Raw genomic sequence first — 13,165 nt, forward strand, 5'->3', positions numbered from 1 at the left:
GGCGTGACGCGCTGGTCGGCGGCGCCGCCGGCGCCGTCGCGGTGCTGATGGTCGGCGCCGCCTATGCGGCCGTGCCGTTCTACAACTGGTTCTGCCGCGCCACCGGCTTCAACGGCACCACCCAGGTTGCCGAAGCGGCGCCCAAGACCGGCCCGATCGCACGCACCGTCGCGGTGCGCTTCGACTCCAACGTCGCCGGCGGGCTGCCGTGGAAATTCCAGCCGGAGAAGACCGAGATCCAGGTCAAGATCGGCGAGGTGGTCACGGTCTACTACACCGTGACCAACCAGTCGGCGCGGACCACTACAGGCCAGGCGGCCTACAACGTCACGCCGCTGACGGTCGGCTCCTACTTCACCAAGATCAACTGCTTCTGCTTCACCGAGCAGACCATGGCGCCGGGCGAGACGCGCGAGATGCCGGTGGTGTTCTATGTCGATCCGTCGATCGTGAACGACCACGAGAACGACGCGCTGAACACGATCACCTTGTCCTATACTTTCTACCCGGTTCGCGACGCCGCACCGAAGCCGGTCGCCGCGCGTGAGCCGGAGAAGCCACGGGGCAGCCTGTGATGCGGCGGCGGTTGTTAGCGTTTCCGTGCTTTGGTTTGAAGGAATATCTGCCGGTGCAGCCGGCATCGATCTGGGGAGAGACTTAACATGGCTACGGCCCACGCTAAGCATCACGACTACCATCTCGTCGATCCGAGTCCGTGGCCGATCGTCGGCTCGCTGTCGGCCTTCATCATGGCGTTCGGCGCGGTCGGCTGGATGCACCACCTTTATTCGGCCGCGCCGATTGTGTTCGGCATCGGCGTGATCGGCGTTCTCTACACCATGGCGAGCTGGTGGGGCGACGTCATCAGGGAGGCGCAGTACAAGGGTGATCACACCCGCGTGGTGCAGCTGCATCACCGCTACGGCATGATCCTGTTCATCGCCTCCGAGGTGATGTTCTTCGTCGCCTGGTTCTGGGCCTTCTTCAACTCCTCGCTGTTCCCGTCCGACGCCGTGCAGGCGACCCGCGACGCCGTGTTCGGCTGCGGTGCCGGCACCCAGATGGGCGCCTGCAGCGTGCCCGGCGTGTGGCCGCCGAAGGGTATCGAGGCGCTCGATCCCTGGCATCTGCCGTTGCTCAACACGCTGCTGCTGCTGACCTCCGGAACCACTGTGACCTGGGCTCACCATGCGCTGCTCGAGAACGATCGCAGGGGCCTGAAATACGGCCTGATCCTGACCATCCTGCTCGGTGCTGTCTTCACCTCCGTGCAGGCCTACGAATATGCCCATGCCGAATTCGGCTTCAGCGGCAACGTGTTTGGCGCCACCTTCTTCATGGCGACCGGCTTCCACGGTTTCCACGTGCTGGTCGGCACCATCTTCCTGACGGTGTGCCTGATCCGCGCCTATCTCGGCCATTTCACGCCCAAGCAGCACCTCGGCTTCGAGTTCGCCGCCTGGTACTGGCATTTCGTCGACGTGGTCTGGCTGTTCCTGTTCGTCTGCATCTACGTCTGGGGCAGCCACGGCGCCGAGGCCGCGGCCCACGCCGTGCACTGACGGCAAGAGATCGTGCTACAAGGGGCGGCCGCAGGGCCGCCCTTTTTGTTGTGGGCTCCGGTGCGATTGCGCGTGCGGACGATTGGTTCGACGAAGGATGGGTGGGAAACGCCGATGATCAACCAGCCTGTCACGCTCTCGCAGACCATCCTGCGCGGCCTGGCCTGCCGCTGCCCGCGCTGCGGCCAGGGCAGACTGTTCTCTGGCTTCCTCGACATCAAGCGCCGCTGCGAGGCCTGCGACCTCGATTACGCCTTCATCGACACCGGCGACGGGCCGGCGATTTTTGTCGTGCTGATCGCGGGTGCGATCGTGGTCACGGCAGCGCTGATCGTCGAGGTCAAGTATCAGCCGCCGTTCTGGGTTCATGCCGCGTTGTGGCTGCCGTTGATTCTCGTTACGACGTTGTTGCCGCTGCGCGCCATGAAGTCGCTGCTGATCGCGCTGCAATTCCACCACAAGGCCGCACCCGGCCAGCTCATCGATCGCGGCCCGCAATGAGCCACGCGAGCGCGTCTGCATGACCATCACATCCGCCAGATCCAGCACGCGCGCCTTTGCCGCGTTCACCGCCGCGATGATTGCGATCTGCGTCGGCCTCGGCGTCTGGCAGCTCGAGCGCAGGGTCGAGAAGCATACGCTGATCGCAGCGCTCGACGCCCGCATCGGTGCGGCGCCGGTCGCGCTGCCGCCGCCTTCGGATTGGCCCACGCGGAACGCCGCGCATGATGAATTCCGTCGTGTCAGCTTCACCGCGACCTATTTGAAGCAGCCCGACGTGATGGTCTATAGCGCCGGCTCTGCCGTGCGCGAGGATGTCTCCGGTCCTGGCACATGGGCGTTCCTGCCGGCCCGGCTCGCCTCGGGCGAGACGGTGGTGATCGACGCCGGCTTCGTCCCCAACACGATGCAGGAGCGCAGCGTCGAGGATCGCGCGGTCGGAAAGCTCGTCACCGGCGAGCCTGTCACGCTCACCGGCTATTTGCGCTTTCCGGAAAGCGCGGGCTGGCTGACGCCGGCAGCGAACCATGGCACGCGGCTGTGGTTCACCAGGGATCACCTGGCGATGGCAAAGTCGCTCGGCTGGGGTGAGGTCGCGCCGTTCTACATCGATCTCGAGACGCCTGAGCCCGCCAACGGCATCCCGAAGCCGGGACCGCTGACGCCGCATCTGCGCGACGAGCACATGCAATATGCCATCACCTGGTTCGCGCTCGCCGCCGCGCTGCTGGTCGCGTTCGCGGTCTGGGTCCGCAGCCGGCGCGCGCAGGCGGTGACGCGCGATCTGCTATGACACGCTCCCGCATCGCGCCGCGAGGCGGCGCCTGAGCCAATTGTCGATGGTGAACGGGCCAGCGCCGCCGAGCACCAATGCGAGAATGCAGGCGAGGTAGAGCAGGTCGGTCTCATAGCCGGGCTCGCCGAAATGCGCGCCGTGCGGCGTGATGGCCTGCAGCTTGATCGACGAGAATCCATACGGCCAGTGCACCGTGACGATCGCAACGATCAGAACGACCGCCATCGGGATGCTGATCAGCGGCACCAACGCACCGAGCAGCATGAGAATGCCGCCTGCGATTTCGGTCATGATGGTGATCCAGGCGAATACCGCCGGCATCGGCAAGCCCATCGCGTGCAACAGTCCGGTAAAATTCTCTGAGCCACGCAGCAGTTTTGCAAAACCGTGCTCGGCGAAGCCATACCCCACGATCAGCCGCAGCGGAATCGGCGCCCAGCGCGCAAGCGGTGATGATTGAGCGATAGCAAACGCGGTGCAGATCAGCGCGTTGCCTCTGCTGATGGCTTTGTTCAGTAGGAAGCTGTTGGTCATCGCCGGTCCGTCGCTCAGTGTTGCTGATGACGGTCCGTTCGTTCGCAGGCGGCCCAGTGTTACGGGCCGCTCATGCGCTGGAAGCGGAGATGCTGCGTGCCGATCGCATGGATGAAGCTGGCGGTCAGCTCGCAGGCATATGCGTCAGATATTCGTAGGTGGCGCGCAGCTCGTCGTCGCTCATCCGACCGACCGGCCGCCACGGCATCTCCTTGCCGAGTTCGTGGCCGGTGGGATCGACGCCGGTGCGCATGGTGGCGGCGAACTGATCGAAGCTCCAGACCTTGACTACGTTGAGATCCGGTCCGAGCGGCGGAAGCTGGCCCGGCACGCCGCCGGACAGCGCCTTGCCGTGGCACTCGCGGCAATCCTGATAGGACAGGATGTATTCGCCGAACTCTCTCGTCGGCGCTTGCGGCGGCGCGGTGACGATGCCGGCAGGTATCGGCTTGGGGTCGGGCAGCATGTGCGCGCCGAGCATGACAAGACCAAGCAGCGTGAACCGGTCGGGCGTCGCGCCGGTGTTCCGGCCGTCGGGACGCAGGCTGCGCAGATAGGCGATCACCGCTTTGGTGTCGTCGTCGCTGAGCCGGGAGGCATTGGTCAGCGACATGATGAACAGCCTGCGGCCGCCGGGATCGACGTCGTCGCGGATCGCGCGGAAGATGTCGCCGTCGGACCATTCGGCGAGCGGGCCTGTCGGCGTCAGGTTGGGCGCGACGAAGGTGCCGAGCGGCAGCGGGAGATGCTTGCCGAGATCGCGACCGCCGGCGAGGCCGGCAACCGCGTCGTCGGGCGCATGACAACCGCTGCAGAACCCGTCGGCGATCTCGTGCCCCCGATGCACCTGCTCGGCGGCACCGGCGATCGTGAGGGAAGCGGCCGGCCCGCCATGTGCGTCCAATCGCGCCAGGCCGGCGAGCGCGAGCACGCTCGCGATCGTGATGATCACGGTCAGCAGCGTCGCGACGCTGCCGAGGCCCCATCTGACGATCGCCCTCTTCTGCCTGAAGGCGCGCAGGCTCGCATAGGTCAGCAGCGATGCCAGCATGATCGGCAGCGCGATTTCAAGTATCTCTGGCATAGCAAAGTCCCTGCTGGTCGTGAACAATCATTGCGTGATCGTTACGATCACGAGACCTAGCGGAGCTGCGATACGTGATTGTTTCGGACACGACGCGTCGTGTTACCGGCGCAACGCCGCGACCGGCCTCTAGCCGTAATCAAGGCCCACGCTCGGCGTTGTCAGTTGCGTTATAAGTGCCGCGATGCGTCGCCGCGTGCCCGCACATAGGCTCGCTTGCCGGTTTGCGGATCAAACCAGACTTCGAGGGTCTCGCCGGAGGTCGGATCGGCGAACCGTTCCTCGGTCCGCACCCAGCCGGGTCCGGGCGGCGCATCCAGCGGCCGCCGCTTGTAGCCACCCTTGCGAAACAGCGCCCAGACGATCATGGGCAACAGCACGATGCCGAGCCAGATCAGAAAGCCGGTCATGGCACCGGTTCGATCACGGCCGCCGTGCCATAAGCCACGATCTCGCTCATGGTCTGGCCGATCTCGGCGCTATCGAAGCGCATCATCAGCACCGCATTGGCGCCCATTTGCGTTGCGTTCTGCACGAGACGGTCGAGCGCATGGCGCCGCGCCTCCTCCAGCATCTGGGTATATTCGTGGATCTCGCCGCCGACAATGGAGCGGAGCCCGGCCATCAGATTGCCGCCGATGCCGCGGCTACGCACGACAACACCGAAGCACTGTCCCACCATCCGCACCGTCCGGTGTCCGGTCACATTCTCGGTCGTCACGACGATCACTTGCGCTCTCCGTTGCCTGCAGTCCGTTGATCCGGACCTGATCATTTGACGGGCAAGGCGCCGGTCAGGTTCAAGACGGGGGTTTTTGACGGCGACAATTGCTACGCCGAAACGCTGATTTTGCGCGACCGTTCAAGCAGTTCGGTCATATCAAGGCCCGGCGCGAAAAATATTTTTGTTTCTTTTTTTCGGAAATCATGGTAGTCGATGTACATCCCGCCTCATCGGAGGGGCGTACGCGTCGTCACGAACGTGGAGGCGGGCTGCGATGGACACGATCGGTTGCGCGCGACGAGCGTGACCGGCGTGGACGGTGAAATCGTGTGGTCCTGGCCTCCCGGTGCTGAGGCCAAGCGCATGGTGCTTTTGACGAGCATCGTGGGTGACAGGGGCAAGAACGCCGGTCCCTGGGGAGAGCGCGTATAAGCCGTAACCCAATCGCGCAGGGAGGGCCGGGATGACTTGGCCGAACCTGTGGTGACCGCCGCGTGCATTTTTTTCGCACGCGGGCCACGGGAGCGGCGAGCTCCCGGCCTTCCCTGCACCCTCGTTTCTGAGGGGGCGATCAAGCCAGCAAAGCCCGGACATATCATGCCGCGGGAATGAGGACGTGTGTGCCGGAGAGTAAGGGATGATGGCGCAACATTTCCCGTGTCATCATCCGCGCAGGCGGACGATCCAGTACGCCGCGGCTTCGCGGGGCGATCGCTGCCGTCTCTGAATACTGGATCGTCGGTCAAGCCGGGCGATGACAGCAGGGGGAATCTCGGCTTGCCGCAAGGCGGCTCCGGCAGGCCATTTCCGCGGCAACTACCGGTTTCCCCGCCCGGCCAAAACGATTATGGTGCCAGACCAGTTTGCCGCGAGGCAGTTATGATCTACAATCAAATCAATGGCTTAAGTCTGATGACGAGGGCCTGGAGAGCGATTTGACGCGCTACGTGTCCACCCGCGGGGAAGCCCCTGCGCTCAGCTTCTGCGACGTGATGCTGACCGGGCTTGCCCGTGATGGCGGCCTCTACGTGCCCGAGACCTGGCCGCGTCTCTCGCATGAGGCGATCGCGCAGTTTTTCGGCCGGCCCTATTGGGAGGTCGCGGTCGAGGTGATCAAGCCGTTCGTCGCCGGCGAGATCCCGGATGCCGAGCTCGGCCGCATGGCCAACGAGGCCTATGCGACCTTCCGCCATCCGGCGGTGGTGCCGCTGAATCAGGTGGCGCCGCATCAGTTCGTGCTGGAGCTGTTCCACGGCCCGACGCTCGCCTTCAAGGACGTGGCGATGCAGCTGATCGCGCGGCTGATGGATCATGTGCTGGCCAAGCGTGGCGAGCGCACCACCATCGTGGTTGCGACCTCGGGCGACACCGGCGGCGCGGCGGTCGAAGCCTTCGCCGGCCGCGACAATGCTGATTTGATCGTGCTGTTCCCGCACGGCCGCATCTCCGAGGTGCAGCGGCGCATGATGACGACGGCGGGTGCTGCCAACGTCCACCCGCTCGCCATCGAAGGCAATTTCGACGATTGCCAGGCCATCGTGAAGGGCCTGTTCAACAACCACGGCTTCCGTGACGCCGTGGCGCTGTCCGGTGTCAACTCGATCAACTGGGCGCGCGTGGTGGCGCAGGTGGTCTACTACTTCACTTCGGCCGTCGCGGTTGGCGCGCCTCAGCGCAGCGTCGATTTCACGGTGCCGACCGGCAATTTCGGCGACATCTTCGCCGGCTACGTTGCTAAGCGCATGGGCCTGCCGATCCGCACTTTGCGGATCGCCGCCAATATCAACGATATCCTGCCGCGCACGCTCAAGACCGGCCATTACGAGGTCCGCGAGGTGCACGCGACCACCTCGCCCTCGATGGACATCCAGGTGTCGTCGAATTTCGAGCGGCTGCTGTTCGAGGCCGCCAGCCGTGACGCCGACACCGTGCGTCGGCTGATGGCCTCGCTCAAGCAGTCCGGCCGCTTTGCGCTATCTGATGCGATGCTGGCCGCGATCCGCGCCGATTTCGACGCCGGCCGCGCCGACGAGACCGAGACGGCGGCCGCGATCCGCGCCGCGTTTCGTGAGGCCGGCAATCTCGTCGATCCGCATACGGCGGTGGCGCTCGCGGTAGCCGACCGCGATTCGTCGGATACCTCGGCGCCGAACATCGTGCTTTCGACGGCGCATCCGGCGAAGTTCCCCGATGCGGTGGAAGCTGCTTGCGGGGTGCGGCCGCATCTGCCGGTCTGGCTCGAGGGGCTGATGAGCAAGCGCGAACAAGCCCGGACCATGCCTAACGACCAGGCCGAGGTCGAGAAGTTCATCTTGTCGGTCAGCCGCGCCGCCAAGCAAGGAGTTGCAGGTTAATGGCTGTGGAAGTCACCAAGCTGCCGACCGGCCTTACGGTCGTGACCGACACGATGCCGCATCTCGAGACCGCCGCACTTGGCGTCTGGGCCGGCGTCGGCGGCCGCGACGAGAAGCCGGACGAACACGGCATCTCGCATCTGCTCGAGCATATGGCGTTCAAGGGCACTACCACGCGCAGCGCGCGCGAGATCGTCGAGGCCATCGAGGCGGTCGGCGGTGATCTCAATGCCGGCACCTCGACCGAGACCACCGCCTATTATGCGAGGGTCATGAAGGCCGACGTGCCGCTGGCGCTCGATGTGCTCTCCGACATCCTTGCCAATCCGTCCTTCGTGCCGGAGGAGCTGGAGCGCGAGAAGAACGTGATCGTGCAGGAGATCGGCGCGGCGCAGGACACCCCCGACGACGTCGTGTTCGAGCACCTCAACGAGCTCTGCTATCCGGACCAGCCGATGGGCCGCTCGCTGCTCGGCACAGCGAACACCTTGAAGGGGTTCGATCGCGACAAGCTGCACGGCTATCTCACGACGCATTATCGCGGCCCCGACATGGTGGTGGCCGCGGCCGGCGCGGTCGAGCATGCGCGCATCGTCGACGACGTGACCAAGCATTTTGCGGCTTTCAACGGCACCGAGGCGCCGAAGCCGCTGCCGGCCGCGTTCGGCAAGGGCGGCTCCAAGGTGGTGCATCGCGACCTCGAGCAGGCGCATCTGACCCTGGCGCTGGAAGGCGTGCCGCAGACCGATCCGTCGCTGTTCTCGCTGCAGGTCTTCACCAACATCCTGGGCGGCGGCATGTCGTCCCGGCTGTTCCAGGAGGTCCGCGAGAATCGCGGCCTGTGCTATTCGGTCTACACGTTCCACGCGCCCTATAGCGACACCGGGTTCTTCGGCCTCTACACCGGGACCGATCCGGCTGACGCGCCGGAGATGATGGAAGTGATTGTCGACATCATCGGCGACGCGGTCGAGACCTTGACCGACGCCGAGGTCGCGCGCGCCAAGGCACAGATGAAAGCCGGGCTGTTGATGGCGCTGGAAAGCTGCTCCTCGCGGGTCGAACAGCTCGCGCGCCATATTCTCGCCTATGGCCGACCGCAGACTTTGCAGGAAATGGTCGCCAAGATCGATGCAGTCAGCATCGAGAGCACCCGGGATGCGGCGCGCACGTTGCTGGCGCGCTCGCGCCCCGCGGTGATCGCTCTCGGCAGCGGCAGGGGTCTGGACAGCGCGGTGACATTCGCGGAAGGATTGAGTGGGTCGAAATCCAAGGCTCAGCTCCATTGAGGTCGCAGGTAGCCATGCCGCAGCGTGAGAACGCAGGTTGCGGAATGGTCAGCGGCCGGAGCTGAAGAGCAGGGGAGCATCACAGGTGGCCCTGTTTCGTTTGCCATCCAGCGGACCGACGGCGCTTGCGCCGCGCGGCAACGGGCTGTTTCTGCGCGCGCCCCAGATGGCCGACTACATGCAATGGGCGGAACTGCGCGATTTTAGCCGGGAATATCTGACGCCGTGGGAGCCGATCTGGCCTTCCGACGATCTGACCCGGTCCGGCTTCCGGCGAAGGCTGCGCCGTTATGCCGAGGACATGTCGGCCGACCGTTCCTATCCGTTCATCGTATTTCGCGAGAGCGACGACGCCATGCTCGGCGGCATCACGCTCGCCAATGTCCGTCGCGGCATCGTGCAGGCCGGCACCATCGGCTATTGGATGGGGGAGCCGCATGCCGGTCGCGGCTATATGACCGCGGCATTGCGGCTGCTGCTGCCGACCTTGTTCGGCGAGCTCAATCTGCATCGGGTCGAGGCCGCCTGCATACCGACCAATTCGCCGTCGATCCGGGTGCTGGAGAAATGCGGCTTTACCCGCGAGGGGCTGGCGCGCCGCTACCTCTGCATCAACGGGGTTTGGCAGGACCACCTCCTATACGGCCTGCTGAATGAGGATTTTCGCGGGTAGCATGATTTCGGAACTGCTTTCGCCGCGCGGGTCGCGCCGGCAATTTGAACGATGAAAGTGCCGCGGCCTCGCCGGCATCGCGCTGTTGAAGCGAGACGCGGAGGCCGGGCGATGACGAGCCTTAAGGACATCCCATGCGTGAGATACGTGCAATCCGGTTTGCGGCCCTCGCCGCAGTTTCCCTGGCGCTCGGCGCGACCAGCTTCGCTCCATCAGCGGCGGCGCAGTCGCTGACCGATCGCTTCAAGAACCTGTTCGGCGGCAGCTCGGACGACAAGTCGGACCAGCAGAACTTGCCGGCCGGCGGTCCACCGAAGGATCCGACCGAGGGCCTGACCTGCCCGCCGGTCAACATCCGTGCCGGCGCCTCGACCTATGCGATGGCGGCGCCGGGCAAGCAGGCGGTCGGCGCCGACGTCAGATTCCAGGCCTCCATCACCAGAACCGCACGCGAGTGCAACCTCGAGGGTGGTCAGATCATCGCCAAGATCGGCATCGAGGGCCGGGTGATTGCGGGCGCCGCCGGCGCTCCCGCGACCGTCGAGATCCCGATGCGCATCGCAGTGGTCCAAGGCGGCGTCAATGAGAAGGTGATCGCAACCAAGGCCTACCGCACCACGGTGCAGATGACCGAGGACGGCAGCGTCCCGTTCACGCTGGTTGCCGAGGATCTGGTCTATCCGGTGCCGGTGCCGGGGCCGGGCGTCAATCCGGACGCTTACGTCTTCTACATCGGCTTCGATCCGCAAGCCTTGGGTCCGGAGCCAAAGGCACCGCGGGCGAGGAAGAAAAAATAGCTGCTGAGGCCCTGGCCGCAGTCAGGAGCGATCAGCGCGTCGATTGATGGCAGAGAAATTCAACACCGCGCAATTCAGGACAAAGAAAAAGCCGGCACGAGAATGTCGCGCCGGCTCTCCAGAGATGATCGATGTGGGTAAGAGCCGTTCAGTTCAGCTTCTGACGGACTTCCGTGATGCCCTTGGCGACGAGGTCGTCGGCAAGCTTGCCCTTCACCGTCTGCGACAGCACCGTGGTCGCCGCCTGCACGGCAGCTTCCGCAGCGGCGGAGCGGACGTCGGCGACAGCCTGGGCTTCCGCCATCGCGATCTTGCTCTCGGCGGCCTTGGTCCTGCGGGCGACGAAGTCTTCCATCTTGGCCCTGGCCTCAGTCGCGATGCGTTCGGCTTCCGCCTTGGCATTGGTCACGATTTCGGCAGCCTCACGCTCGGCGCTGGCACGGCGGGACTTGTAGTCCGCGAGCACCTTTGCCGCCTCCTCCTTGAGGCGCCTGGCCTCGTCGAGTTCGGTCCTGATGCGATCCGCGCGATGGTCAAGCGCGGTCAAGAGCATCTTGTGCACGCCGAAATAGCCAAACAGCGCAATCAGGATGACAAAGGCGATCGCAACCCAGGTTTCCGGATCAGCGAACATCAGGCAGTTCCCTTCAAGGACGCGTCCACGGCAGCATCGAGCGCTTTTGCCGCCGGAGCTTTGCCGGTCAACTGCGCGACGATCGCGCTGGCCGCATCCGCGGCAATGCCACGGACGTTGCTCATCGCGGACGCGCGGGTGGCGGCGATGGATTTTTCCGCTTCGGCAAGCTTGGCTGCGAGGCTCTGTTCCAGGGCCTTGCGTTCAGCTTCCGAGGCGGCCGCGAGCTTCTCGCGGGTCTCGGCTCCGATCGCCTGGGCGCTGGCCCGGGCGGTCGACAGCTCGCTTTCATACGCCTTGATCGCGGCCTCGGACTCGTCCTTCAGCCGCTGCGCGGCCGCAAGATCGGTGTCGATGGCCTTCTGGCGGGCATCGATCACCCCGCCGACCTTCGGCAGCGCCAGACGTGACACGATCACGTACAGCACCACGAAGGCGAACAGCAGGGAGACGATCTGCGAGGGGAAGCTTTCCGGCCGGAAGGGAGGAAAACCGCCCTCGGCCTCGGTGTGGGCGGTCGTGCCCCCGGCAGATCCGTGGGCGGCCTCGCCATGACTTTCAGCCACGGGCGTTCTCCTGTCCGGCTCGTGCTGCGCTTAGACGGCGTACAGCAGGAGCAGGGCGATCAGCAGCGAGAAGATGCCGAGCGCTTCGGTCACCGCGAAGCCGAAAATCAGGTTGCCGAACTGGCCCTGAGCGGCGGACGGATTGCGCAGCGCAGCCGAGAGATAGCTGCCGAAGATGATTCCGATGCCGGCGCCGGCGCCACCCATGCCGATGCACGCAATGCCTGCGCCAATGTACTTCGCTGCGACCGGATCCATGAAAAGCTCCTTTTAGAGGTTGTGAGTTGGGCCGGATCAGTGGCCCGGATGGATAGCATCGTTGAGATAGATGCAGGTGAGGATCGTGAAGACGTAGGCCTGCAGGAACCCGACCATCAGCTCGAGCGCAGTGAGCGCGACGTTGAGGCCGAGCGGCAGCAACGCGCCAACCTTGCCGGCGGTGCCGAGCGCGCCGAGCATGACGACGAAGGCTCCGAACACCTTGATGGTGACGTGGCCGGCCAGCATGTTGGCGAACAGACGAACGCTGTGGGAGATCGGGCGAGAGAAGAAGGAGATGATCTCGATCAGCACCACCAGCGGCAGGATCACCACCGGGATGCCGGACGGCACGAACAGCTTAAAGAACTTCAGACCGTTCTTGTAGAAGCCGTAGAGAATGACCGTCAGGAACACCAGGATCGCCAGCGAGAAGGTGATGATGATGTGGCTGGCGACGGTGAAGGTGTAGGGGACGGTGCCGACCAGGTTCGAGATGAAGATGAACATGAACAGCGAGAACACCAACGGGAAGAACTTCATGCCTTCGGAGCCGGCACTGGTTCTGATCATGTTGGCGACGAATTCGTAGGAGAGTTCGACCACCGACTGGAAGCGCCCCGGCACCAGCGCCCGTCCCGCACCGAGCGTCATGACGGCGATGATCGCCACCGCGACCAGCATGTAGGCCGTGGAATTGGTGAAGGCGATCTCATGATTGCCGATGTGGCCGATCGTGAAGATCTTGGTGAGGTGGAATTGTTCGATCGGATCGATCATCCGCGTGGCGTCTCGTTGTTCACCGGCCACGCCGGCGCTTTGCATTTCATTCGACGGGACTTCCGCATGCCGTCATCGGCGGGTCTGGTCCGGAGCAGCCCTTGTGGCCCTCACCACGTTCACCACGCCGGCGGCGAAGCCGAGCAGGAAAAACGCGATGAAGCCGAAGGGCGATGTCGACAACAAGCGGTCGAAACCCCAGCCGAGCACCGCACCGACAAGAACGCCGGCGATCAACTCGGAAGAAAGCCGAAGACCGCGCGCCATCGCAGATGCTCTGGCTGCACTGTCTCCGCTTCCAGTTCCAGGTTGCTCAGTCCCGGTCGTGCGGCCGTCACGAAGTTCGGACAACCGCTGATCGAGACTCCCGAGCCTTGCGGAAAGCGCAGCCTCATCGGTCGACTTACCGCCATCCCCGTGTCCGCCGCTGTCGTTCGTGCCTTCCGCCATGATGTGAAGACCGATACGCCGCCGCAGGTTGGTGGAAATTGCGCCCCGTCGCCTTTGAAGCCGCGCGGACCATACTGACCGCATCCAGCCAAGTCAAGATTGCGTGTGGATCAGTTATGTCGTTGATTTCAATGAAGTTCTCGCTGTTATGCCAGAATGGTCG

17 protein-coding genes are annotated in these 13,165 nt (G+C 64.5%); 8 read left to right on the forward strand and 9 right to left on the reverse strand.

Annotated features, from left to right (window positions below):
- From WA702_RS21435 to WA702_RS21450, 4 genes are all read left to right on the forward strand, one after another.
- Positions 1 to 575: cytochrome c oxidase assembly protein (locus tag WA702_RS21435; protein ID WP_425112551.1), on the forward strand; the 575-nt coding region annotated here is incomplete at its 5' end.
- Between the two features lie 87 nt (positions 576 to 662).
- Positions 663 to 1,562 carry a cytochrome c oxidase subunit 3 gene (locus tag WA702_RS21440; protein ID WP_425112552.1) on the forward strand — a complete coding sequence of 300 codons (900 nt, stop codon included), beginning with the start codon at positions 663 to 665 and terminating at the stop codon, positions 1,560 to 1,562.
- A gap of 114 nt (positions 1,563 to 1,676) precedes the next feature.
- Positions 1,677 to 2,063 (forward strand): DUF983 domain-containing protein, encoded by a 387-nt coding sequence (locus tag WA702_RS21445; RefSeq protein WP_425112553.1) that lies wholly within the window; start codon positions 1,677 to 1,679, stop codon positions 2,061 to 2,063.
- 19 nt (positions 2,064 to 2,082) lie between these two features.
- Positions 2,083 to 2,856, forward strand: a complete 774-nt coding sequence (locus WA702_RS21450; RefSeq protein ID WP_425112554.1) for an SURF1 family protein — start codon at positions 2,083 to 2,085, stop codon at positions 2,854 to 2,856.
- On the opposite strand, the gene WA702_RS21455 is transcribed toward WA702_RS21450, so the two are convergent.
- The 4 genes from WA702_RS21455 to WA702_RS21470 form a co-directional block, all read right to left on the reverse strand.
- On the reverse strand, positions 2,851 to 3,393 hold the full coding sequence (locus WA702_RS21455; RefSeq protein WP_425112555.1) for a DoxX family protein: 543 nt from the start codon (positions 3,391 to 3,393) through the stop codon (positions 2,851 to 2,853). The two genes, WA702_RS21450 and WA702_RS21455, sit on opposite strands and share 6 nt — an antisense overlap.
- Positions 3,394 to 3,517: 124 nt before the next feature.
- Positions 3,518 to 4,477 (reverse strand): c-type cytochrome, encoded by a 960-nt coding sequence (locus WA702_RS21460; protein WP_425112556.1) that lies wholly within the window; start codon positions 4,475 to 4,477, stop codon positions 3,518 to 3,520.
- A 170-nt stretch (positions 4,478 to 4,647) separates the two neighbouring features.
- Positions 4,648 to 4,887, reverse strand: a complete 240-nt coding sequence (locus WA702_RS21465; protein ID WP_425112557.1) for a hypothetical protein — start codon at positions 4,885 to 4,887, stop codon at positions 4,648 to 4,650.
- The gene (locus WA702_RS21470; protein ID WP_425112558.1) at positions 4,884 to 5,207 is read right to left on the reverse strand and encodes a heavy metal-binding domain-containing protein; all 324 of its coding nucleotides are present in this window, start codon (positions 5,205 to 5,207) and stop codon (positions 4,884 to 4,886) included. Before WA702_RS21470 ends, WA702_RS21465 begins: the two co-directional genes overlap by 4 nt.
- Positions 5,208 to 6,136: 929 nt before the next feature.
- On the opposite strand from WA702_RS21470, the gene thrC reads away from it, so the two are divergent.
- The 4 genes from thrC (at position 6,137) to WA702_RS21490 (ending at position 10,314) form a co-directional block, all read left to right on the forward strand.
- Positions 6,137 to 7,555, forward strand: a complete 1,419-nt coding sequence (gene thrC, locus WA702_RS21475; RefSeq protein WP_425112559.1) for a threonine synthase — start codon at positions 6,137 to 6,139, stop codon at positions 7,553 to 7,555.
- A complete protein-coding gene (locus WA702_RS21480) occupies positions 7,555 to 8,844 on the forward strand; it encodes a M16 family metallopeptidase (RefSeq protein WP_425112560.1) in 1,290 nt (429 codons plus the stop codon). Before thrC ends, WA702_RS21480 begins: the two co-directional genes overlap by 1 nt.
- Before the next feature lie 85 nt (positions 8,845 to 8,929).
- The gene (locus tag WA702_RS21485) at positions 8,930 to 9,517 is read left to right on the forward strand and encodes a GNAT family N-acetyltransferase (protein ID WP_425112561.1); all 588 of its coding nucleotides are present in this window, start codon (positions 8,930 to 8,932) and stop codon (positions 9,515 to 9,517) included.
- A gap of 134 nt (positions 9,518 to 9,651) precedes the next feature.
- A complete protein-coding gene (locus WA702_RS21490; RefSeq protein WP_425112562.1) occupies positions 9,652 to 10,314 on the forward strand; it encodes a hypothetical protein in 663 nt (220 codons plus the stop codon).
- 148 nt (positions 10,315 to 10,462) lie between these two features.
- On the opposite strand, the gene WA702_RS21495 is transcribed toward WA702_RS21490, so the two are convergent.
- From WA702_RS21495 to WA702_RS21515, 5 genes are all read right to left on the reverse strand, one after another.
- On the reverse strand, positions 10,463 to 10,948 hold the full coding sequence (locus WA702_RS21495) for an ATP F0F1 synthase subunit B (RefSeq protein WP_425112563.1): 486 nt from the start codon (positions 10,946 to 10,948) through the stop codon (positions 10,463 to 10,465).
- A complete protein-coding gene (locus WA702_RS21500) occupies positions 10,948 to 11,514 on the reverse strand; it encodes a F0F1 ATP synthase subunit B' (protein ID WP_425112564.1) in 567 nt (188 codons plus the stop codon). The genes WA702_RS21495 and WA702_RS21500 overlap by 1 nt, the downstream gene beginning before the upstream one ends.
- 30 nt (positions 11,515 to 11,544) lie before the next feature.
- The gene (locus WA702_RS21505; RefSeq protein WP_425112565.1) at positions 11,545 to 11,772 is read right to left on the reverse strand and encodes a F0F1 ATP synthase subunit C; all 228 of its coding nucleotides are present in this window, start codon (positions 11,770 to 11,772) and stop codon (positions 11,545 to 11,547) included.
- A 36-nt stretch (positions 11,773 to 11,808) separates the two neighbouring features.
- Entirely contained in the window at positions 11,809 to 12,552 is a 744-nt protein-coding gene (locus WA702_RS21510) for a F0F1 ATP synthase subunit A (protein ID WP_425112566.1), read from the reverse strand.
- A gap of 72 nt (positions 12,553 to 12,624) precedes the next feature.
- Positions 12,625 to 13,002 (reverse strand): AtpZ/AtpI family protein, encoded by a 378-nt coding sequence (locus tag WA702_RS21515; protein WP_425112567.1) that lies wholly within the window; start codon positions 13,000 to 13,002, stop codon positions 12,625 to 12,627.
- Between the last annotated feature and the right edge of the window lie 163 nt (positions 13,003 to 13,165).

It is taken from the genome of Bradyrhizobium sp. (assembly GCF_049798375.1).
GTDB lineage: Bacteria > Pseudomonadota > Alphaproteobacteria > Rhizobiales > Xanthobacteraceae > Bradyrhizobium.